The following is a 20966-nucleotide window of genomic DNA, read 5'->3' on the forward strand; positions in this document are numbered from 1 at the left end:
ATTTTTAACCGCCTCACTTCCCCCCCTGCAGAGATTTTATCTCTACGAGCGCATCCGTGACTTGATGTGAGTATTTGGCTATGTGGCTTATAGAGAATTGATCCAAGTAGCCGTCTCGGTTTTGTCCTACGTTACACGTAGCTTTAATTACGGCCTGTTCTAATCCCCATTTATGTTTTTGGCGCCAAGGAACAGTCATGCTTGCGATGTCCACCCCGCGACGTCTTCTAGTGGTTGATCCCTGTGATGATTGTCACAGGATATTTCCGGGCTTGCGCACCATTGGTTGGGCGGTCGATAGCTGCAGCCTGGAGTCCGTCAGCAACCACACATGTGATGTCGGGTTGTTCAGGCTCCAGCCTTTTCACCTTGAGCACCCTGAAGCCGTCAAAGACATGATCAGTCGCAGCGGCACCGAATGGATTGCGGTACTCAGTGCAGACGTTTTGAAGCTCAGAAACGTGGGCGATTTTGTTTGCGAGTGGTTTTTTGACTTTCATACGCTTCCCTTTGATGTTTCCCGGGTCCAGGTCACGCTTGGCCGTGCATTCGGCATGGCCCGTTTACGTGGTCATGCCACCACCGCGGACAAAAATACCGGGCATGAGTTGCTGGGCCAAAGCCGGGTCATTCATGACTTGCGTAAATTGCTGGGAAAATTGGCGCCTACCGAATCGCCCATATTGATCCGTGGCGAGAGCGGCACGGGAAAGGAACTGGTAGCCCGTACCTTGCATCGTGAATCCCAGCGCAACGGTAAACCCTTTGTGGCAATCAATTGCGGCGCGATCCCTGAACACTTGATTCAGTCAGAACTCTTTGGCCACGAGAAGGGCGCTTTTACCGGTGCGCATCAGCGCAAGATCGGGCGTATCGAAACGGCCAATGGAGGCACCCTGTTTCTGGATGAAATCGGTGACCTGCCATTGGAGTTGCAAGCCAACCTGTTACGTTTTTTGCAGGAAAAACACATCGAGCGGGTAGGGGGAAGCCAGCCGATCCCCGTTGATGTTCGGGTACTTGCAGCAACCCACGTCGATCTGGAAGCAGCCATTGTCGACGGCAGGTTTCGTGAAGATCTGTACTACAGGCTTAACGTATTACAGGTCGTCACCGCCCCTTTACGGGATCGCCCGGGTGATCTGGCATTGCTGGCCAATCACTTTTCCCATCTTTATAGCCTGGAGACCGGGCGTCGCCCGCGAACCTTCAGTGAGGATGCATTGTTTGCCATGAGCATTCATTCCTGGCCTGGCAATATTCGCGAGCTGGCCAACCGTGTGCGACGTGGCCTGGTATTGGCTGAAGGGCGTCAGATCGGGGCGCCTGATCTTGGGTTGGAGTCGTGTTTGCCGGTCATAGAAGTATCGGGCACGCTGGAGGACTACATAAGCCGTGCCGAATGTCAGGCATTGCGCGACGTCTTGCACCGGCACAGTGACAACTTGAGCATTGCAGCCAAGGTGCTGGGCGTTTCGCGTCCCACGTTCTACCGGTTACTGCACAAGCATCAAATCCGTTAAGGCAGTTTAAAAAGAAAAGGCCCGCAGCATTTATCCGCTGCGGGCCTTTTTTTGCGGGCTGGCCCGCAGGATGCCTAGAAGTAATACGGGAATTTCAGGCTGAAGGTGAAGTCAGGTGCATCCTCTGTCAGACCTATGGACAGATTGGGCACTATCGTCAATTTGTCGGTGGCTGCAATAGTCATACCGACGTTGAAGTAACCTGCGTTGGCATCGCTGGTGGTGACGGTTTGCCAGTCGCCGCCATCTTGCTTGAGTTTGCTCTTTTTCTGGATCAGGTCAGAGACGGAGAACGACATACTCATTTTCTCGTTCAAGGCAAATGCCACGCCGGCACCCAGCTGGAAGCTGTCGCCCAGTTTGACCTTGCCTGGTTGAGTCAGACCCACTGTTGAGCTGATGTCGTCAAACGAGCCTTCCAGGTTATGGGTGTACGACAGCGTTCCGAACAGCACGGCAGGGTCGAAGGTTTTAACCAGGGAGATGCCGGGGCTGATCGACCACACACCATTGCCAGTGGGCAAGTCTTCGGGGGTGAAAATGTTGGTGTTGGACCCGGACTGGATCAGTTTGATGCCGAATGGATCTTTGCCTGTAGGCGCTTTGACACGCATGGTAAAGACGGCATCCGGGGTGTTTTCCGACTCGTCGAGGAACTTGTAAGCCACACCAAAGTTGACGTCCCCAATCGTCGGGTCGCGGGTCACAGTTTGCTCCGAGGCGGCTTGTGCATCGCCACCATTGGCACCTCCGGACTGGTAAGCCGACTCGCGATAAATCACAGGAACGTTTACGTCGAACTGCCAGCGGTTATCCAGGTTGTAGCGGCCGGTCAGGTCCATTGTCCATGTATCAGCCTTGATGCGATCCAGGTTGAGGTTGCCGAGAAAGATAGAGTCAAGAGCCAGAAAACCGTTAAGAATCAACTGGCGCGTGTCGTAATGGGAGTAGGTGAGTCCGGATTCGAAACTGAACTTGCCACCGCCGAAAAAACCACTGGCCTCGTCGTACAGGTTGACCACACTTTTGGCCGGGGCGGAGTCATCTTTGAGTGACTCCCCGTAAGAACTGCTGCCTGTACCTCCTGCAGCGCCGCCACTGGCTGTGGCGACATTCTTGTTGGCAACCATGTCGGCCGGTGATTTCGCCAGACGCCTGGGGACAGGAGATGCCGGTTGCTCTTCTACTTGGTGTACACGCTGTTCCAGTACTGCCAGTGCTTTTTGCTGTTGGTCATAACGTTGACGCAATTCCAACAGTTCTTGTTTTAATTGCTCTATATCCTCAGGGGCTGCATAAAGCAGGGCTGATGGAAAAAGAGTGCTCATACAGATAACGGCGCGAATGGTAATCAATCGATGCATGAAATAAACCGTCCAGTTTTATATCTATATGAAGCGCTGGATACTAGTTCAATAACCCAAGTTGCGGAGACCTTTTAATTGAGTAAGATTGCAGTCCAATGCACCCGTAGTTGGCAGGTTGTTGCGTAAGACCACATTTAATTGGGTCATGTTGTTAACCATGTTACCTGCGCCCAATAAGGTGGTGTTTTGTAACACTCCGCCCTGAGCTATTTGCTGCAATGAACTGCCTTGATTATTATTGGCCTGAACCGCCAATTGAATGCCGCCACCGGACGCTGAAACTGTTAAATTCCCTGCGCCGCTGGAAATGGATACCGGATTATTGGCGCTTAATACCACGCCTTGCTGATTTACCGCTGGCGCTTGATTGGCCTCACTCATATTAATATCGACATTATTATATGCGCTGTTGTTATCACCCGCCGCGCGCACGCTTTGAGTCACGCCTTGTCCAGTGGTCAAGCCTGCGCCTCCTGTGACGGTGCCTGAACCTTGGGTGACGGGTGCACCGTTGCCGGCTGAACTGTAGGTCGATACATAAAACTGCGGTTTAACGGTGTTGCTTTGTATTTGCATGGAGGTGCTTGCGCCCACCAAATCACCATTGCGGCTGGTCCAGGAACTGCTCATTACAATACCAAAGCTGATGATTCGACCCGGCATGACAAAGCGTCCACGCAAATCAGCCATTTCATTGTCTTTGAGTTCGACCGGTTTGAAGGTTGATGCTGCCTGGGCCGGCAGGCTGACTGCAATACACGCGGCAATCAGCCAATAGGGAATGTTCATGGGCTGCTCCAGGAGCCAGGGGCTCCGCGGTCATCATTGGCACGCCTAAAAGAAATCGCTCTGGATAAATCCGAAATCCATCAGCTCTGCATCCTTGACCGGGCTGAACATGTCGAGCTTGTTCTTGACTGTCAGCGGAGCAGAGGGGTTCAGCAGCGTATTGGTCTTGTCATAACCGGGGCCGATGATCGCAAAGACGATGCCATTCCAGCCTTTGGCAAAGTCTTCATGGGAGAATCGTTTATGCCCAAGTACCGGGTCGGCGATATACACCCAGTCTTTTTGCGCACGCTGCATGACGACAAAGTGCTTGTAACCCCGTATATCCAGAAGGACAACCACGGGAATACTGACACTTTCCAGGCTTTCGGTCGGAATCCTGTATCCCCGTGCCCGCATGCCGATGCTTTCCAGATAACGCTTCATGTCGAGCATTGAAAACCCCTGGGTACGAACCAGGTTCTGGTCTGCGTTGATCAGCATGCCTTTGATGATTTGATCTTCATTGACGTCCAGCCAATAGGCCTGACGCAGCACGGTAGCCAGAGCCGCCGCACCACAACTGAAATCGGTTTTTTGTTCCACAATGTTCGCAAAGCGCCGCTCACGAATACTTTGTACGTGCTTGTAAACCAGAATGCCGCCAGGCATGGCGGCGACTGGCATCTGTGCGGCTTGAGTGACACCGGCCATACAGAACAACAAGCAGAGCGCAAGCGTACGCATGATGGTCACACCTTGAATGAAGAAAAAGGGCCCCGTAATCGAGGCCCTTGTGACGGTCAGACTACAGACAGGCGCGGCAGCCAGCTGCGATCGACAGTGAGTTGCTTTGTTGGTTGCCTGAGCCCGAGGACACGTTGGCACCACCGTTACCCGAGAAGCCGTTCATCGAGTTGGTCATGTTTGCAGTGTTGGTAGTCGGGTTTTTCCAACCGCTTGGTGTGAGTACTTGATAAGTCGCTACGCCACTAAGGGAGAAGCTGCCTTCTTCATGGAAGTTGAGCGGTTGAGTACCGTTGTTGCCACCGCCGTTGCCGTTGCCGTTGCCGTTGCCGTTGTTGCTGGAGTAGTTGTTGCCACCGCCGCCACCACCGCTGTTGCCACCCACAGTGCCTTGGCCATTGCCTTGATAGCTGCCATGGAGGTTGATAGAGCTTGTGAGGTCTTTGGTGTCGTAAGTGCGGTCAGCTTTGTTGGTGACGTTCAAGCTGGTTGAGGTTTGATCCGCAGCCGCGGCTGCTACAGCAACACGACCGCCGGAGACTGCGATGGCCAGGTTGTTTTTCTGTTGGTTGAAATCACCGGACGTTACGTTGACCCCCACATTACCGGAGCCATTGTTGGCGGAGTTATTGAGGGTCGCGGTGTTAATTGTCGAGTGGTTCTTGACCGTATTGCCGTAATTGCCTTGATCGGCCGAAGTTACGGCGAGTGCGCTGCCAAAGATAAAGCTTTGGTCGGCAGTTGCCAGAGCAGCGGCATTATCTTGTTGGTTGCCGTCACCGGAGGCCACGTTAGCGCCCATGTTGCCGCTGGAGTTGTTGATCGAACCGTCAACCTTGGCGCTGTTGCGTGTGCCCTGGTTGAGTACATTGTTGTGAGCACTGGTCTGGCCATCCTGAACCGAAGCCGCAGCGCCTGCGCTCAATTGCAGTTGAGTCAGCAACTGATCGTTGTTACCACCGTTTCCGCCACCACCACCGCCGCCGTTATTGCCACCGCCCGCCTGGGCAGCAACAGCCATGAGTGCGGCAAGAGCAAAGACCAGCGGTTTAAGAGCCATTACAGGTTTCATGGTGATTCTCCGTGCATTATTAGTGAGTTAAGTGTTGGGACTTTCTAATTGCACTGCTTGGTAGTCGAGTCAGTCAGCAACCCGGATATTCAGGGTGTTAGCCATGCGGTTCCCCACCCCTGCACTCTGGTTTAACTGCACGACCCCGCGGCTGCCGGTGAAGGCCTGATCGCTGGTAACGACCTGGCGGCTGCCGCTTACGGGGGCTACAGTTCCCGAGCCTGGTAACAGCGCCACGTTTTGCTGTGACAAGGCGCTGTCATCGATGCCTTGTGGCTGGGCACTAATGCCGATCCGCACTGCATTGATCATTTGATTGTTGGCTCCGGCAGATTGGTTGACACCTATCACGCCGTTGCCATTGCTGAATGAGTTGCCCTGAATCGCTGCCTTGGCATTGAGCGAAGGGTCGGCCGCTGTGTCGAGTTTCTGGCTGATCCGGGTGGAAGCACTGCCTTGTGTACCAATAGCGATTGCCCGACTGTTGACCTGCTGCTGTTGGTCGCCCGCAGCCTGGTTGACCGTAATGTTGCCGCGGTAGTTGACGCCGGAATTGTTGATCTCGGCGTTGTTATCGGATGCTGCAAGTACCTGGGTACTGGCGAGCAGCGCAACGGCCAATAAGGGCAGGGCGAAAGTCATGATGTTATTTCCCCTGACTCAGCGCAGTGAGTGGGCTCATACCCTGTTCAATGCTGCGACTGATGGTGTTGCTGACCGTACCGCCGCTCCCGCCGCCATGACCGCCGGTCATACCTGGCAGGCCATTGGTTGTATTCAGGCCTGGTAGAGAGTTGCCGTTAGGGATGATTGAACGGGCAATCGAAGTACCGCTGCTGACACTGGCAAAGTCGCCATCACTGAGCTCACGCGAAGCACTGGTGATACGCACTGCGGGGTTGGCGTTTACAGTTGTGGGGTTAGGGTCCGGATGCATGGGCGGGTTGCCGACTGCAAAAGGTTGAACATCGCGGGTCAGTACAATCACGCCATCACCACCCGCTTGCGCAGTGCTGCAGATACTGAACAGAACAGTCAGGCTGCAGGCTGTGAGCAGAAGATGTTTGCCGCGATATAAATACCCCATGACCGTGTTCCTTCTTTATTGGCGCTGGCCCTAGTCAGCGCTATGAAGGAAGGAGCAGTACTTGTGCCACTTTAAATTAAGTGTTTAAAAACAAGCGGCCACAGCATTTTATTAATTCGCGCGAGGCGTTGCTGTTTCAAACCTGAGACGGCACGGGGCGAATATTGAGAGAAATAACGGGGCGGTAGACGTTGTACTTGATAACAGAGGGGGCTGTTTCAAAAACGTTACACTTATTAAAGATTTCAGGGAGTATCGTTAATCAGCGGCTTGCAGGCATGGTCACTGTTTCATGAATGGACATATTGACTGCTTAACGCGCTAACTTTGCCAGCGTGCAGTGAAAACTTCATGCCTGCTGATTAACAGACTGAAGATTGCTGAGTAAGTTGCCTTGGCTTAGAGAATTTTTAATCGAGGAAAAAGCAGGCAGGCAATCAACAGGTGCCCGAACAAGCCGATATCGTGTGCTGCGCATCTTTAATTTGATTCAGACGCAAGGTCGCTCTTTATGAACTTTCGTATACATGAAAGCCATGTCAGGGTGCAGACCGCCGACCAGAAGGGGGGGGAGGCAACGGTCATGCACCCAGGTATTTACTTGGCCTGGGCCTTTTCAAGGGTTTGAATACGCTGGTTCAACTCGCGGATCGATTCGATCAGCGGAGCCACCAGTTTGTCGTAGTCGACCTGCATCAGACCATCCTTGGTGCGCGTCAGCTCGGGGTAAACCTGGGCAACTTCCTGGGCGACAACACCGATATCCTTGCGACCGCCATTTTTCCACTCGAACGAGACGCCCTGGATTTTCAACAAATTCTCGGTCGCCGATTTCAGCGGTACTACTTTGGTTTTCAGGCTTTCATCGCTGAACGGGCAGCATTCGCCACCAATATCACCAAAACCCGGGCAGCCAGGGCCCAGCGGATTGCTCGGTGAACATTTGCTGCTGTTCGCCAACGGTGCGGTGGGGATGTCTGCTTGAGCAAAGGCGCTGGCCGCGAAGACCAGCGAGATAGCACTGAGGGTGCCAGAGGCAAAGGATATTGATTTCATTGTTTTACCTTGAGGTTGTAATGCCTTTCTCGCCAAATATTTGACGAGCGGCTCAAGGTAAAGCTTCAAAATTCTGTTTGATTTAGGAAAGCTCTGATTTTGCTAGGATTTTTCCTAAATTATTTTTACTTAAGTAATCGCTCAACTGCCAAACAAGCCTGATGCTGACGTGCTTGCCAGTCGCCGGTAATGATTTGCAGAGGTTGCCGGTGTTGTTCCAGCCACTGGCGGCTTGCTGTGAAGAACGCCTGACGTTCAGCCAGAGAAGGCTGGCAACGCTGGCCGTCGGGTATCCACTCCACATCATCGGGTGACAGCAGCAAGTGCAGGTCGTAATGCCGGCTCAGGAGTTCGGGTTCAAGCCAGGCCGGGCAGTCGCCAAACAGGGTCTGGCTCCACAGGATGTTGCTCAACAAATGGGTGTCCAGAATCAGCAGTTCAGGCTGTTGAACTCGGGCTTGATCTTCCCATTGCAGTTGACCTGCGGCAATGGCCGGAATATCTGCCAGGCAGGTGTCACGCGGGTTTTGCTCGATAAAGTAACGTACGTATTCGCCCACCAGGACGCCGCCAAAACGCTGTTGCAAGAGTGCCGACAGCCAGCTTTTACCACTCGATTCCGGCCCGGCCAGTACCACCACCTTCATGTGCGCAGCGCCGGATCGCGGCGCCAGTCACGCCAGCCTTGAATGGCAATGACCGTGAACAGTGCATACAGGCCAGCCGTCAGGTACAGCTCCTGCCAGGCAAAAAACGCGATGTAGAGCACATCGATCACAAACCACAGGGCCCAGCATTGCAGGCGTTTTTGCGCCATCCAGAGTTGTGCGACCAGGCTGAAAGCGGTCAGCGCTGCGTCTTGCCAGGGCACACTGGAGTCAGTCCAGTGCGCCATTGCCGCACCCAGGGCCAGACTGCCCACGGCACCGGCGACCAGACCACCGAGTACTTGCAGGGTGCTTAATCGAGTCACGACACGGCCTTCGTGCTGCGTCCCGGCGCGGGTCCACTGCCACCAGCCATACACTTGTAGCACGGCAAAGAAGACCTGCAGGAGCATGCCGGAATACAGCTTCATCCCGAAGAAGATCCAGCTATACAGCAGCACCATGACCAGGCCGATCGGCCAGCACCAGGGGTTTTGTTTGACTGTTAACCATACGGAGATGACACCAAGCGCGGCGGCAAACAGTTCGAGCCCTGACATTGGCATTCCTGGGGGAGAGAGGAGGGCGGGGATTGTACCTGCAGGCAGGTGGCAGCTCTAGCAGGATTCACGTAGTCGCTGACGAGGCACGCAGGCTGCGATAGGGTTTCGCTTATTAAAAAGCGCGAGCCCTCCGGGCTTGATCGCAGCCTGCGTGCCTCGACAGCGACTACAGGTTCAAGGGATATGCAGCAGCACGTAGTCATTCTTGTCGAAGCGACCACTCATCGCCGGCACTACATTGCCCAAGGCTGTGCCTTGCAGCCCCTGATAATCCTTGCGGTCCATGACGATCCATACCGGAGCGGGAAGCGCCTGCAGTTCGACTGCGGACTGGGTGAACAGTGGCAACAAGTCACGATTCAGATTGACCATGAATTTGATTGCCTTGGCATCTTTGCCCATGCCGTGAAGTACCAAGGGGGCAGGTTCGCGGTCGATCATGTGCATGGCGTTTTCAGTAAAGCTGCGGGTGTCATAGAGGTCGCGCTCTACCGGCTCGAACACCATGATGAAGCTCGCCCACAGCGCCAGTACGGCACATGCAGCCAGCCCGCCGGTTCGCCACCGGGCTTTGAACAGCAGGCCCAGGGCCGCTGCTTGCAGCACACTCAAGACAATAAAAATCGTAGTCAGCGACGGCAGTTGTTCGTCAAAGCGTTTGCGCGCAATGATCAGGCCGACGATCAACAAGCCGGGCAATAACAGGAATATCCCCTGGATAACGCCACGCAAACCGGTATAGACCCGGCCGCGCAACCCTTGAAACGGGTAGCCGGCAATGATTGCCGCCATTGGCAGCATGGGTAGCAAGTAACGGGCTTTTTTAGCCTGCGGGATCGACAGGCCGATCATTACGATCAAACCCGCCCCTACGCAATATTTGACTAACTGCAGGCCCGGGCCCGATTGCTTGCGCCCGGCAATCAGGGTCGCTGCCAGCACAAGTACCGCCAGCGGGTACGCCAGTGCGTAGTTGCCCATGGAACTGGTGAAGTAATACAGCGTGCTGCTGGCACCTTCTGTCCCGTCCATGCGGCCGGTGACTTGCATGCGGATCACTTCGTGGACGAAAGCTTCGCCGCCGCTGATCCAGGCCAGCAATAGCAGGGTACCAATGCACAGAACCAGCAGTACCAGCGCTTGCAGGCCAACGCTGATCAGCCGGCGCCATTGACCGCTGAGCAGGTAGTAACTGCAGAGCATGCCGGTGGGGATAACCAGGCCAATCGGGCCGCGTATGGCAAACCCCAGTACCAGCAGAAGCAGTAGCCAGTAATGCCGGCGCGGTGCGCAAAAATGATCGTGGGCATAGGCCAGGTAAAACGCTGCCAGGCTGACGGCTGCTAGCATTTGATCCAGGGATACGGCACGGGTTTCGGTGACAAAGGTCATGCTCAGGAGCAACAGCGCCACGCTGACCAGCGCCCAGGTCCTGGACTGTGGCGCGACCAGGCGATACACCAGGCTGACAATTGCCGCCCCGGCAAAGGCCGTGGGCAGCCATGCGGTGAAACTGGTGACCTCACCAAACGGCAAGGACAGCAACCAGGTAAACAGGGTCGAGGTTGCGCTGTAATCAGCATAGGGTTCGCCATAGGTGGTCGGGAAAAAACCCGGGCCATGGCGCAGCATTTCCTTGGCAAACATTACAAAGCGCGAGTCAAAACCGATCGCAGCCAGTTGAGGTTCACCCACGATGAACAAAATCAGTGCCACTGCCCCCAGGATCAGGGACTGCCTGTGCAGTGCACGTACACTGCTGGAAGAATAATTGGCCTGCATCTCGAGTTTCCTCGCCTCAAACAGTACAAAAAAAAGCGCCGCCATTGTTACCAATGGCGGCGCTGTCATCCCATCAAACGGCCGTTGAACCTTGGGATACTGGCAAGTTGCAGGACTCGCCACGGCCCATCGGGTAGTACTGCAGACCTGTACGGGCCAGACGCTCGCCGTCATACAGGTTGCGTCCGTCGAAGATCACCGGGGTTTTGAGGCGTGCCTTGATCAGGTCAAAGTCCGGCGCCTTGAATTGCTGCCACTCGGTGCACACGATCAACGCGTCGGCCCCATTGAGCGTCGATTCCGGAGTGCCCATCAGGCTCAGGCGCGGTTCGTCACCGTACAAGCGCTGGGTTTCCTGCATGGCTTCAGGGTCGAATGCGCGAACGTCGGCGCCTGCATCCCACAGTGCCTGCATCAGTACACGGCTCGGTGCGTCGCGCATGTCGTCGGTATTGGGTTTGAACGCCAGGCCCCACAGTGCAAAGGTTTTACCTTTCAGATCACCTTTGAAGAACGCATTGATGCGATCGAACAGCTTGTGCTTCTGGCGTTCATTGATGGCTTCAACCGCCTGCAACAGGTCGCTGGAACAATTGACTTGCTGGGCGCTGTGGATCAACGCTCGCATGTCTTTGGGGAAGCACGAACCGCCATAGCCGCAGCCCGGGTAAATAAAGTGGTAGCCAATACGGGTATCGGCACCGATACCAAGGCGTACCGCTTCGATGTCGGCTCCCAGGTGTTCTGCCAGCTCGGCAATCTGGTTGATAAAGCTGATCTTGGTCGCAAGCATGCAGTTGGCGGCGTACTTGGTCAGCTCGGCGCTGCGCAGGTCCATGAAAATAATTCGGTCATGGTTGCGGTTGAACGGGGCGTACAGATCGCGCATCACTTCGCGCACTTCTTCACGGGCGCAGCCAATAATGATGCGATCCGGACGACGGCAGTCGGTTACCGCCGAACCTTCCTTGAGGAATTCAGGGTTGGACACGACATCGAACGTCAACGAACGGCCGGTTTGGCCCAGGGCTTTATTGATGTGCTCGGTCAGTGCATCCCCGGTGCCTACTGGAACGGTAGATTTTTCGACAAGAATCAATGGCTCGGTGCGATGGCGGGCGACCGCGTCACCTACGGAGAACACCGCGCTCAGGTCTGCAGAACCGTCTTCGCTGGGCGGAGTGCCAACGGCGATAAACAGGACCTGACCGTGTTCAACAGCAAGCTTTTCATCGCTGGTAAAGCGCAGGCGCTTACTTTCGAGGTTTTCTCGCACCAAGCTGGAGAGCCCCGGTTCAAAAATGCTGACATGACCTTGTTGCAGCAATTGGACCTTATTCTGGTCGATATCCATGCAGATCACATCGTGGCCGACTTCCGCCAATACCGTCGCCTGCACCAGGCCTACATAACCACTACCAAATACACTGATTTTCATGCGCAGTTCCTGGAACTTGGGGTACGTCGAGAGTTGATCGTTAGCACCCCCAGGATGACCAAGGTCACACCAAGGGTTTTCGAAAGAGTGAAGCTTTCATGGAATACCGGCAGGCTGGCGGCCAGCAGGTACACCAATGCGTAACTGATGCTTAACAGCGAATAGGCCCGGCCCAGCGGCAAGTCCCGCAGAGCCAGCAGCCAGCACAGCATGGACAGGGCGTAGGCCATGATTGCAGTAGACACTACGCCCAACGCTGGCAATGACACCTCGCCCTGGTTGATTGCGCTCAGCCATTGAGCCGGTTCCGGCAGGCGGGTCATGCTCCAGCGCATGCCCAGCTGGGCCGTACTGACCAGCAACACGCTGGCACTAGCGAAGACAAATCCACGGCGCAGGCTCATGCGTGCTGCCCCAACAGGACTACGCCGGCAATCACCAGTCCCACACCCAACCAGTGACGTCGATCGATGTGTTCTTTAAACAAATAGCGGGCTACCAGTGTGATCAGGACAAAATTGAGACTGAGCATCGGGTAGGCGACCCCGACTTCAAGCCGTTGCAGTACCAGCAGCCATACCAGCAAACCGAAACCCAGGCACAACAACGCCAGCCACAGCCAGGGCGAACGCAGCTTATGCGCGAGCCCCGACTCGGGGCCGCGCCAGCTTTCAACGGCGTATTTCTGGGCAATCTGGCCTGCGCAGGTCAGCAGGCAGGCCAGTAACAGAAGTGCAAATGTCATTGGGGACTCTGCGGGAAGATCAGAATTACCATGTTGCCATCGTCATAACGCTGGCCATCTTTGGGCAGCATGTCCATTTCATGGCTTTCATCGCTGTTCTTGACCCGCATCACCACACCTACCGGGCCTTGGCGGCGCGCTTCAGTCATCCACTGGGCAATGTCGGCCAGAGGGATGCTTTTGCCTTTGGCATCGTCATAGGTCAGGCCGTATTTGACTTCGCCCTGAGTGTTGTAAAGCGTCACATCAGGGCGGCGCAGGCGCCAGGACAGGGCAGAAGCCGCACCCAGATCGTTGCTGAGCAAGGTTTTGGCCTGGGACAGCTCCTGAATATGCTCAAGAATGAACTGATCGGGCATTTTGTTGTGCACTACGCTGCTGGGCATGCTGGCTGGCAACGCAAGCACCAGAACCCCCATTGCAACGGCAGGCGCCGCCCACATCTTCAGTGGTCGGGAGAGTGTCAGCAGGCCGGTGACGATCCACGTCAGCAACACGCCAACCAGCAGCGCCATATGTTGTGGCTCATTGTCATAAAACGGTTTTTTGATCTGAAAATAGATCAGGGCTGCCAACGCCACGGCGCCAACCAGCAAGTTGACCAGGCCGTTAACGCGCAAGGCGCCGGTTTTGGCCTGCTCTACACGCTGAATCATCGCGTGGCCCAGCAACAGGGCCAGCGGCAACATGCACGGCATGATGTAGGTCGGTAATTTACCTTTGCTCAGACTGAACAAGCCCAGTGGCAGCAGCATCCACAGCAACACGAAAACCACACTGGCATGGCGCTTGTTTTGCCATGCGTCCTTGAAGGTGGCTGGCAACAGGGCTGCCCAGGGCAGGCTGGAAACTACCAGCAGCGGCAGATAGAACCACCACGGGCGCCCGTGCTGTGCATCGTCACCGGCAAAGCGGCGGATATGTTCGTGCCAAAAGAAGAAGCGCCAGTAGTCAGGCTCCTGGGCGTGAACGGCCAGCACCCATGGCAGCGATACGATGGCGGCGACCAGCATGGCCACCAGTCCATACTTGACCAGCTCAACAAAGCGTTTTTGCCAGATCATGTAGGGCAGGGCGATCAGCACCGGCAGCAGCAAGGCCAGAAAGCCTTTGGTCATAAACCCCATGCCGCATGCAAAACCCAGTACTGCCCAGCTGATCAGGCGATCGCGCCGGCTGCTGCTGTCTACTGCAAACCACAAGGCAGCCAGGCTCAAGTTGACCCAAAGAGTGAACTGGGGATCGAGGTTTGAGTAGCCCGCCTGACCAGCGATAAGGCCAAACGTCATGTAGACCAGGGCACAGGCAAAGCTCTTGCGCGGGTCATTCCACAGGCGTCGGGCTACGGCATAGGCCAGAAACACGCTGAGGCCGGTGGCGATTGCTGACGCAATACGCACACCAAACAAGTTTTCGCCAAAAATGGCCTGGCCGATGGCTATCATCCAGTAACCGGCAATCGGCTTCTCGAAGTAGCGCAAATCCATGAAGTGCGGGGTGATCCAGTTACCGTCGACCAGTATTTGCTGGCCGATTTGCGCGTAGCGTGTTTCGTCCGGAATCCACAAACCGTGTGTGCCCAGCGGCAACAGATAAAACGCGATAAAAGCCAGAACCAGCAGCGGTATTGTCCAGCGTTGAGTCATGGCTTCTGCACTCCCAGCCAGCCTTCACGTCCGTCCAGCTGGCCACGGCTCAATTGTCCGGCCGGGACGCTGTTCAGATCAGTGGGGAGCAAGTCCCGCAAAGGGTGGAAGTTAATATCGCGAGCACGGGCCTGCGCCAGCAATTGACGAAAGTCGTTAGCCATTAGAATCCCTTCTACTTCTGCATGGATGGTGTACGCATTCAGCTTTTGCGGGCTGAAACGATCAAGAATGTATGAGTTGAAGTCGGCGGCATTCAGCTCGGGCCCGACTACCTCATCGAAAGTGGGTAGATCCACAGGGATTTGCGGCGCGCCCAGGCTACCGTCGGCCAACCTTGGCCGAAATAGACTGTGCCCGCGGCAATCACTGTTGTAACGAAAGCCAAAGGTTTCTTTGGCCTGGACTACGCGTTCATCTGCGCGCCAGCCGGCGGCCGCCGAACACTCAACCGCCTGCCCAGTAATGTCGCTCAAGGTGTCGACGCCACGCCGGATTTGCTCGATCAGTTGCGCCTCGCTCCAGCGCCCTGTGTTGGCTTGCCAGCCATGGTGATCCCATGCATGCAAGCCGACTTCATGGCCCGCAGCAAGGGTCTGGCGCATTAAATGCCCCAGATCCTTGCCGATCGGTTTGCCTGGCCAGGCAGTGCCGGCCAGCAAAATATCCCAGCCATAGAGGCTGGCGGCCTTGGAACGCATCATCTTCCAGAAAAACTGGGGCTTGATCAGACGCCATAAATGGCGGCCCATGTTGTCAGGCCCCACGCTGAAGAAAAACGTGGCTTTGATCTGAGCTTCATCGAGCAGTTCGAGCAACCGCGGAACCCCCTCACGGGTTCCACGGTAGGTGTCGACATCTATGCGTAGTCCAGCTTGCATCAGCGTTTTTCCGCGATTTCAACCATGGCTTCGCGCAGGAAGAAATCCAGGGTCTTGCCGATGGTTTCGCTCAGTTCGGTCGTCGGGGTCCAGTCGATCAGGCGACGGGCGTTCTCAACGCTTGGCTTGCGGTGGCTCACATCCTGATAGCCGGTGCCGTAGAACGACTGGCTTTCAACATCGCGGAAACCGGCAAACGGCGGGAAGTTGTCACGCAGGGGATGCGCTTCGAACTGACGTAGCAATTCTTCGCCCAGCTCACGAATACTGGCTTCGTTTTCCGGATTGCCAATGTTGATTATCTGGCCGTCGCACTTGCCACCTTTGTTATCAATGATGCGGGCCAGAGCTTCGATACCATCGGCAACATCAGTGAAGCAGCGTTTTTGTTCGCCGCCGTCTACCAGACGAATCGGAGTACCTTCCACCAGGTGCAGGATCAGCTGAGTAATGGCGCGCGAGCTGCCAACACGTGCCGAGTCCAGACGGTCGAGACGTGGCCCCATCCAGTTAAATGGACGGAACAGGGTGAATTTCAGGCCTTTCTGGCCATAGGCCCAAATCACGCGGTCCAGCAATTGCTTGGAAACCGAGTAGATCCAGCGCTGTTTGTTGATCGGGCCAACAACCAGGTTGGAAGTGTCTTCGTCGAAGTTCTTGTCCTGGCACATGCCATACACTTCGGAGGTGGACGGGAAGATCACACGCTTGTTGTATTTGACGCAGTAGCGCACCAGCTTGAGGTTTTCCTCGAAGTCCAGTTCGAACACGCGCAACGGATTACGGGTGTATTCGATAGGTGTGGCAATGGCCACCAGCGGCAGGACCACGTCGCACTTCTTGATGTGGTACTCGATCCACTCGGTGTGGATGCTGATATCACCTTCAACAAAGTGGAAGTTCGGATGGCTGCGCAGACGCTCAATAGCGTCGGAGCCGATGTCCAGGCCATACACTTCATACTGATCGTCCTGCAGCAGGCGCTCGGACAAGTGGTTACCGATAAAGCCGTTAACGCCCAGGATCAGGACGCGGGTGCGACGGGCCTTGCGACCGGATTCGCTACCACGCAGACGTGAGCCTTCAACCAGACCCAGTTCGCGGGCCAGTTGCGGGCCGCTCAGGTAGAGGCCATTTTCGTTGCGCTGACCGGCAGTCACTACCAACGAGTCCTGACCGCAGGCGATACGCAGCGGATCGCAGCTGATCACTTGGCCCGGTGCGTGGCCCTGGTTACCGGCAACCACTTCAGCGCCCCAGACAATCAGCTTGTGCTCGCCCACAGCGCAGAAGGCGCCCGGGTAAGGTTGAGTAACAGCGCGCACCAGATTGAACAGCTCTTCTGCCGGACGCGTCCACTGCAACAAGCCATCAGCCGGTGTGCGACGGACGAAGTAGGTGGCTTTGGATTCGTCTTGTGCCGTTTCCTGGAGCTTGCCTTGCGGCAGCAGCGGCAGGGCTTCAGCCAGCAGCTGGGCAGCAGCTTCGCGCAACTTGCCGTGCAGGGTCAGAGCGGTATCGGTGCGCTCGATGCTGATGCGCTGTTGCGCCAGAATGTTGCCCGCGTCAGCACGTTTGACCATGCGGTGCAGGGTTACGCCTGTCTCGGTTTCGCCATTGACTAGTACCCAGTTCGCCGGAGCGCGACCACGGTAGCGTGGCAGCAATGAACCGTGCAGGTTGAACCCGCCTTTACTGACACTGGACAGCAATTCTTCGCCCAGCAGGTTGCGGTAGTAGAACGAGAAGATGTAATCGGCATTCAGCTTGCGAATGCGCTCGATCCACAGCGGATGGTTGGCGTCTTCCGGTGCGTGCACAGGGATGCCTTTACGGGCACACAGCTGGGCAACCGAGCCATAGAAATTATTTTCTTTCGGGTCATCGGCATGGGTGAATACAGCAGCAATTTCGTAGCCTGCATTGAGCAAGGCTTCGATGCCTGTGCAGCCAATATCGTGATAGGCGAAAACAACGGCTTTCAAACTCATGATTGAACCTGTGTCGAAGTAGAAGAAGTCGGGGTGCTAGTTGAAACGGTGGAAGTTACAGGTTCGGCACGAACAATTTTTTCAATGAAAAATCGCGGCCTGGCCCGTACATCGCTGTACATGCGGCCCAGGTATTCACCCAGAAGCCCCATGCCGATAAATTGGCCGCCGGTAAACACGAACAACACTGCAAACAGCACAAAAGTGCCGTGTCCGGCCCAGGATGCGCCGAAGATCAGGCGCAGCATGATCAACGCAACGGCGAAGAGCACGCCCAGGACCGCCATGCTGAAGCCGATGATGCTTAACAGGCGCAATGGGGTAGTTGTCATGCAGGTGATCAGGTCGAACATCAGGTTGATCAGGCGCATGGGGCTGTATTTGGAGTCACCGTGTTCGCGCTCTGCGTGCTCGACCAGCACTTCAGTGGTGTGGCGGGCAAAGCTGTTGGCGAGAATAGGGATGAACGTGCTGCGTTCGCGGCAGGCGAGCATGGCGTCGACGATCGAACGGCGATAGGCGCGCAGCATGCAGCCGTAATCGCTCATGGCAACGCCGGTGGAGCGTTGTACTGCCATGTTGATCAGGCGTGACGGCCAGCGGCGCCATGCAGAATCCTGGCGATTGTTACGCACTGTGCCGACCACGTCGTAACCCAGTGCAGCCTGGGCGACCAGGCGCGGAATTTCTTCAGGAGGGTTTTGCAGGTCGGCGTCCAGCGTAATGACTACATCGCCTTTGGAATGCTCGAAGCCGGCCATGATCGCAGCATGTTGGCCATAGTTACGATTGAGGATCACCGCAACTACCGGGCTGCCTTCGCGCTCGGCGGCATCTTGCAGGATTTGCGCCGATTGATCCCGGCTGCCGTCATCGACCAGAACGATCTCATAAGCTTGTGTCAGCTGCGCGCAAGCGGCTTCAGTGCGGCGCAATAGCTCGGGCAGACTCTGTTCTTCGTTGTAGACCGGAATGACGATCGACACACACTGGATAGGGTAGGGTTTCAAATTATTCGTTCCAGTCAGTTTCAATGGCACAAGATGACTCGTGTAAAAGTCGACCTGCTCACGGGCAAGCCAAGACCTGTTTGCACGTGGAGTAAAGACTATTACTTATAAAGGTAAAGTCATCGGACTACCTTATCTACATGATTTTCTTGCAGACTCTTCGGTGCTTCCCCCGGAAGAAGGGGCATACGTTAAACGCACAGTTGTGAAAAACCTATGAAAGTTCGATCAACATGGCATGCTTTCTAAACACTAGACAGGTGCTATTCAGGAAAGCATTTGCCGGGCAGAAACAGCCTGCGTTTCGACGATAACAGGTTTAAAACAAGCGATAGTTTTAGCGTTTATTACCGAAACTGAACAGTGATGCAGGTCGGTAAAAAGTGCAAAAAACACGTTCAAAACTGCGCCAGTCTGCGGGTATGTGATGCCCATCACATCGACTGGCGCTGTTACACAGGCTTTAGTTCAGGCCGAGCTTGCCACGCAGGGTCGACAAGTCTTCGGCCAGGGTATTGACGGGGCCGATCAAAGCCTTGCGATCGCTGTCTTTGACCTTGTCGTAGGTTTCAAAACCACCGTCTTTAGTACGGTATTTGGCCAGGATTTTGTTAACCGTCGCGAAGTTCTTGTCCACTTTGCTTGCAAAAGACTTGTCACTCTGTTCGATCTGGGTGCGAAACAGATCAAAGATTTTTTTCGCGCCGTCAACGTTACCCTGGAAGTCGTAGAGATCGGTGTGGCTGTAGCGGTCCTCTTCACCGGAAATCTTGGTAGCGGCGACTTCTTCCATCAGTGCGGCTGCGCCACCGACTACTTTCTCGGGCGGGAAGGTCAGCCCGGCGACGCGGTTTTGCAGATCTTTGACGTCTTTGTTCAGGCCATCTGCCAGGTCGTTAAGGCCCTGGGTGCTGTTTTCAGAAAACAGGCTGTATTCGATGCGATGAAAACCTGTGAAGTCCGGGGCTTTAACGCCCTGCTCATGATCGTCGACCCGGGAGTCGATCGATGCATCAAGGTCACTGAACAGCTCGGCAATCGGCTCAATTGACTCGTAGTACACCCGTGTAGGGGCATAAAGTTTTTTGGCGGTGGCCAAATCCCCTTTTTTTACTGCGTCGGTGAATTGCTGCGTATTGCTGGCCAGTTCATCCAGCTGCTCGGTGACGTAAATCTTGTAGTCCGAGATCGGCCCCACCAGGTCCAGTGGCGCAGTCGCAGCCAGTGCCGAGAGCGGAGTGTGGAGCAAGCCAAGCGTGAGCAGGAGTGCGAGCGGCGTCTTCTTCATGGGACTTTTCCGATTGGAGTCAGGGGGGTTAGGCGTTGGTTAAAGGTGCTGCGGCATTGAGCAGGGATCGCCCAACGTAATCCTGAGCGTCTCGCACACCCGGCAAGGTGAAAAAGTAACCGCCGCCAACCGGCTTGAGGTATTCCTCCAGCGGCTCGCCATTGAGCCGGGTTTGCACGGCGATAAAGCCTTTTTCCAGATCGCACTGGTAACAGATGAACAGAAGCCCCATGTCCAGCTGGCCGTTTTTGTTAACCCCGTTGGAGTAGTTGAACGGTCGACGCAGGATCAGGCTGTCGCGGGTTTGTGCTGTGCGCGGGTTGGCCAGGCGGATGTGTGCATCAAGCCTGGTGACTTTGCCGTCGGGGTCATTGCTGTAATCCGGGGTATCGGTTTCATGGGTGCCGTCCATGGGCGCGCCGCTGGATTTGTGGCGCCCGAAAATACTTTGTTGTTCTTGCAGTGGCGTACGGTCCCAGCGCTCTACGAAGTTGCGGATGATGCGCACCGCTTGATAGCTGCCGTGGGTCGCCCAGTCTGGCTCGTCAGTTCCGGGCTGAACCCAGACGATGTCGTTCATCAGGTTATTGTCATTGGAGTCCGGATTGGCGGAGCCATCGCGAAAGCCCAAAAAGTTTCGCGCGCTTTGAGCGGGCTCACCCGGTTTGGTCGGCGCTTGCGGCGGCACGGTACCTTCTTGCTTCCAGCGCACCAACAACAGGTCTGGCAGGTTTTTTACGATGTCACGCAGGGCGTGGATATTGGTGTCAGCGGTGTTGGCACAAAACTGCAGGCTCAAGTCGCCGTGGCATTGCGCAGGTTCCAGTGCGTCGTTGGGGAAACCTTGCATGCGGCTCAGGCGTTTAGGCTTGGCGCCGGCCAGCCCAAAGCGCTCATCGAACAATGATTCGCCCACCGAAACCGTTACTGTCAGGTTGTCCGGCGTTACCACCGGGCCAAGAATTCCGGAGTCCGGCGGCGGAAGCCTGGGGTCAATCTGAGGCACCGCGCCGCCCTTCATCAGGAACGCGATGCGCTCATTCAGGGTACGGAACAGGCGCTCCAGGTCTTGCCTGTCGCTGGCCAGCACATCAAAAGCCACCAGCATGCCGGCGGCCGGGCGCGGGGTAATAATGCCGTTCTGGTGCTGACCGTAAAACGGGTGATGGTCCCGGGTTTTATCGCTGCTCGGTGCTTGAGTAACCTGTGCGCTTGCTCCGCCACTGGCGGCCAGTGCCGGGCAACTCAGTGCGCCACCTGCCAGGACCGCTCCGGCGACCCCCATGCCCAGCAGCACGCGACGGCGCTGCAGGTTGAATGGGTCAAGACTGTTTTCTGAGTCGCTCATGTGCATC

20 protein-coding genes are annotated in these 20966 nt (G+C 55.7%); 1 reads left to right on the forward strand and 19 read right to left on the reverse strand.

Annotated features, from left to right (window positions below; all coding sequences use genetic code 11):
- The first annotated feature begins 197 nt into the window (after window positions 1–197).
- Entirely contained in the window at window positions 198–1523 is a 1326-nt protein-coding gene (locus AOC04_RS08490; protein ID WP_060692388.1) for a sigma-54 dependent transcriptional regulator, read from the forward strand.
- A 74-nt stretch (window positions 1524–1597) separates the two neighbouring features.
- On the opposite strand, the gene AOC04_RS08495 is transcribed toward AOC04_RS08490, so the two are convergent.
- The 19 genes from AOC04_RS08495 to efeB form a co-directional block, all read right to left on the reverse strand.
- Window positions 1598–2887 (reverse strand): transporter, encoded by a 1290-nt coding sequence (locus AOC04_RS08495; protein ID WP_060692390.1) that lies wholly within the window; start codon window positions 2885–2887, stop codon window positions 1598–1600.
- A gap of 48 nt (window positions 2888–2935) precedes the next feature.
- Window positions 2936–3679 carry a hypothetical protein gene (locus AOC04_RS08500; protein WP_060692392.1) on the reverse strand — a complete coding sequence of 248 codons (744 nt, stop codon included), beginning with the start codon at window positions 3677–3679 and terminating at the stop codon, window positions 2936–2938.
- A 45-nt stretch (window positions 3680–3724) separates the two neighbouring features.
- The gene (locus AOC04_RS08505; RefSeq protein ID WP_060692394.1) at window positions 3725–4405 is read right to left on the reverse strand and encodes a C39 family peptidase; all 681 of its coding nucleotides are present in this window, start codon (window positions 4403–4405) and stop codon (window positions 3725–3727) included.
- A gap of 61 nt (window positions 4406–4466) precedes the next feature.
- Window positions 4467–5477 carry a hypothetical protein gene (locus tag AOC04_RS08510; RefSeq protein WP_060692397.1) on the reverse strand — a complete coding sequence of 337 codons (1011 nt, stop codon included), beginning with the start codon at window positions 5475–5477 and terminating at the stop codon, window positions 4467–4469.
- 69 nt (window positions 5478–5546) lie between these two features.
- A complete protein-coding gene (locus AOC04_RS08515) occupies window positions 5547–6119 on the reverse strand; it encodes a hypothetical protein (RefSeq protein WP_060692399.1) in 573 nt (190 codons plus the stop codon).
- Window positions 6120–6123: 4 nt separating this feature from the next.
- Window positions 6124–6564, reverse strand: coding sequence for a hypothetical protein (locus tag AOC04_RS08520; RefSeq protein WP_060692401.1), 441 nt, complete (start codon window positions 6562–6564; stop codon window positions 6124–6126).
- 597 nt (window positions 6565–7161) lie between these two features.
- Entirely contained in the window at window positions 7162–7620 is a 459-nt protein-coding gene (locus AOC04_RS08525) for a tail fiber domain-containing protein (RefSeq protein ID WP_060692403.1), read from the reverse strand.
- Between the two features lie 125 nt (window positions 7621–7745).
- Window positions 7746–8267 carry an AAA family ATPase gene (locus AOC04_RS08530; protein WP_060692406.1) on the reverse strand — a complete coding sequence of 174 codons (522 nt, stop codon included), beginning with the start codon at window positions 8265–8267 and terminating at the stop codon, window positions 7746–7748.
- Complete coding sequence (gene pnuC, locus AOC04_RS08535; RefSeq protein ID WP_060692409.1) at window positions 8264–8827, reverse strand: nicotinamide riboside transporter PnuC; 564 nt, start codon at window positions 8825–8827, stop codon at window positions 8264–8266. Before pnuC ends, AOC04_RS08530 begins: the two co-directional genes overlap by 4 nt.
- A 177-nt stretch (window positions 8828–9004) precedes the next feature.
- Window positions 9005–10612 carry an ArnT family glycosyltransferase gene (locus AOC04_RS08540; protein WP_060692410.1) on the reverse strand — a complete coding sequence of 536 codons (1608 nt, stop codon included), beginning with the start codon at window positions 10610–10612 and terminating at the stop codon, window positions 9005–9007.
- A gap of 73 nt (window positions 10613–10685) precedes the next feature.
- The gene (locus AOC04_RS08545) at window positions 10686–12050 is read right to left on the reverse strand and encodes a UDP-glucose dehydrogenase family protein (protein ID WP_060692413.1); all 1365 of its coding nucleotides are present in this window, start codon (window positions 12048–12050) and stop codon (window positions 10686–10688) included.
- The gene (arnF, locus tag AOC04_RS08550; protein WP_060692414.1) at window positions 12047–12454 is read right to left on the reverse strand and encodes a 4-amino-4-deoxy-L-arabinose-phosphoundecaprenol flippase subunit ArnF; all 408 of its coding nucleotides are present in this window, start codon (window positions 12452–12454) and stop codon (window positions 12047–12049) included. Before arnF ends, AOC04_RS08545 begins: the two co-directional genes overlap by 4 nt.
- Entirely contained in the window at window positions 12451–12795 is a 345-nt protein-coding gene (arnE, locus tag AOC04_RS08555; RefSeq protein ID WP_060692415.1) for a 4-amino-4-deoxy-L-arabinose-phosphoundecaprenol flippase subunit ArnE, read from the reverse strand. Before arnE ends, arnF begins: the two co-directional genes overlap by 4 nt.
- Window positions 12792–14441 (reverse strand): lipid IV(A) 4-amino-4-deoxy-L-arabinosyltransferase, encoded by a 1650-nt coding sequence (gene arnT / locus AOC04_RS08560; RefSeq protein ID WP_060692416.1) that lies wholly within the window; start codon window positions 14439–14441, stop codon window positions 12792–12794. The genes arnE and arnT overlap by 4 nt, the downstream gene beginning before the upstream one ends.
- Window positions 14438–15322 (reverse strand): 4-deoxy-4-formamido-L-arabinose-phosphoundecaprenol deformylase, encoded by an 885-nt coding sequence (gene arnD, locus AOC04_RS08565; protein ID WP_060692418.1) that lies wholly within the window; start codon window positions 15320–15322, stop codon window positions 14438–14440. The genes arnT and arnD overlap by 4 nt, the downstream gene beginning before the upstream one ends.
- The gene (gene arnA / locus AOC04_RS08570) at window positions 15322–17313 is read right to left on the reverse strand and encodes a bifunctional UDP-4-amino-4-deoxy-L-arabinose formyltransferase/UDP-glucuronic acid oxidase ArnA (protein WP_060692421.1); all 1992 of its coding nucleotides are present in this window, start codon (window positions 17311–17313) and stop codon (window positions 15322–15324) included. Before arnA ends, arnD begins: the two co-directional genes overlap by 1 nt.
- Window positions 17310–18323, reverse strand: a complete 1014-nt coding sequence (gene arnC, locus AOC04_RS08575; protein ID WP_060692423.1) for an undecaprenyl-phosphate 4-deoxy-4-formamido-L-arabinose transferase — start codon at window positions 18321–18323, stop codon at window positions 17310–17312. The genes arnA and arnC overlap by 4 nt, the downstream gene beginning before the upstream one ends.
- 463 nt (window positions 18324–18786) lie before the next feature.
- Window positions 18787–19611 (reverse strand): iron uptake system protein EfeO, encoded by an 825-nt coding sequence (gene efeO, locus AOC04_RS08580; RefSeq protein ID WP_060692425.1) that lies wholly within the window; start codon window positions 19609–19611, stop codon window positions 18787–18789.
- Between the two features lie 28 nt (window positions 19612–19639).
- Window positions 19640–20959, reverse strand: a complete 1320-nt coding sequence (efeB, locus tag AOC04_RS08585) for an iron uptake transporter deferrochelatase/peroxidase subunit (RefSeq protein WP_060696906.1) — start codon at window positions 20957–20959, stop codon at window positions 19640–19642.
- Between the last annotated feature and the right edge of the window lie 7 nt (window positions 20960–20966).

It is taken from the genome of Pseudomonas versuta (assembly GCF_001294575.1).
Taxonomy (GTDB): Bacteria; Pseudomonadota; Gammaproteobacteria; order Pseudomonadales; family Pseudomonadaceae; genus Aquipseudomonas; species Aquipseudomonas versuta.

Excerpts from the sequence above, each read along its gene's own strand:
- arnE (WP_060692415.1), bottom strand. The coding sequence starts at position 12,795 with ATGACATTTGCACTTCTGTTACTGGCCTGCCTGCTGACCTGCGCAGGC.
- AOC04_RS08505 (WP_060692394.1), bottom strand. The coding sequence starts at position 4,405 with ATGCGTACGCTTGCGCTCTGCTTGTTGTTCTGTATGGCCGGTGTCACT.
- AOC04_RS08520 (WP_060692401.1), bottom strand. The coding sequence starts at position 6,564 with ATGGGGTATTTATATCGCGGCAAACATCTTCTGCTCACAGCCTGCAGC.
- AOC04_RS08490 (WP_060692388.1), top strand. The coding sequence starts at position 198 with ATGCTTGCGATGTCCACCCCGCGACGTCTTCTAGTGGTTGATCCCTGT.
- AOC04_RS08510 (WP_060692397.1), bottom strand. The coding sequence starts at position 5,477 with ATGAAACCTGTAATGGCTCTTAAACCGCTGGTCTTTGCTCTTGCCGCA.
- arnT (WP_060692416.1), bottom strand. The coding sequence starts at position 14,441 with ATGACTCAACGCTGGACAATACCGCTGCTGGTTCTGGCTTTTATCGCG.
- AOC04_RS08500 (WP_060692392.1), bottom strand. The coding sequence starts at position 3,679 with ATGAACATTCCCTATTGGCTGATTGCCGCGTGTATTGCAGTCAGCCTG.
- AOC04_RS08525 (WP_060692403.1), bottom strand. The coding sequence starts at position 7,620 with ATGAAATCAATATCCTTTGCCTCTGGCACCCTCAGTGCTATCTCGCTG.
- AOC04_RS08515 (WP_060692399.1), bottom strand. The coding sequence starts at position 6,119 with ATGACTTTCGCCCTGCCCTTATTGGCCGTTGCGCTGCTCGCCAGTACC.
- pnuC (WP_060692409.1), bottom strand. The coding sequence starts at position 8,827 with ATGTCAGGGCTCGAACTGTTTGCCGCCGCGCTTGGTGTCATCTCCGTA.
- arnF (WP_060692414.1), bottom strand. The coding sequence starts at position 12,454 with ATGAGCCTGCGCCGTGGATTTGTCTTCGCTAGTGCCAGCGTGTTGCTG.
- AOC04_RS08545 (WP_060692413.1), bottom strand. The coding sequence starts at position 12,050 with ATGAAAATCAGTGTATTTGGTAGTGGTTATGTAGGCCTGGTGCAGGCG.
- AOC04_RS08495 (WP_060692390.1), bottom strand. The coding sequence starts at position 2,887 with ATGCATCGATTGATTACCATTCGCGCCGTTATCTGTATGAGCACTCTT.
- efeB (WP_060696906.1), bottom strand. The coding sequence starts at position 20,959 with ATGAGCGACTCAGAAAACAGTCTTGACCCATTCAACCTGCAGCGCCGT.
- AOC04_RS08540 (WP_060692410.1), bottom strand. The coding sequence starts at position 10,612 with ATGCAGGCCAATTATTCTTCCAGCAGTGTACGTGCACTGCACAGGCAG.
- arnA (WP_060692421.1), bottom strand. The coding sequence starts at position 17,313 with ATGAGTTTGAAAGCCGTTGTTTTCGCCTATCACGATATTGGCTGCACA.
- efeO (WP_060692425.1), bottom strand. The coding sequence starts at position 19,611 with ATGAAGAAGACGCCGCTCGCACTCCTGCTCACGCTTGGCTTGCTCCAC.
- AOC04_RS08530 (WP_060692406.1), bottom strand. The coding sequence starts at position 8,267 with ATGAAGGTGGTGGTACTGGCCGGGCCGGAATCGAGTGGTAAAAGCTGG.
- arnD (WP_060692418.1), bottom strand. The coding sequence starts at position 15,322 with ATGCAAGCTGGACTACGCATAGATGTCGACACCTACCGTGGAACCCGT.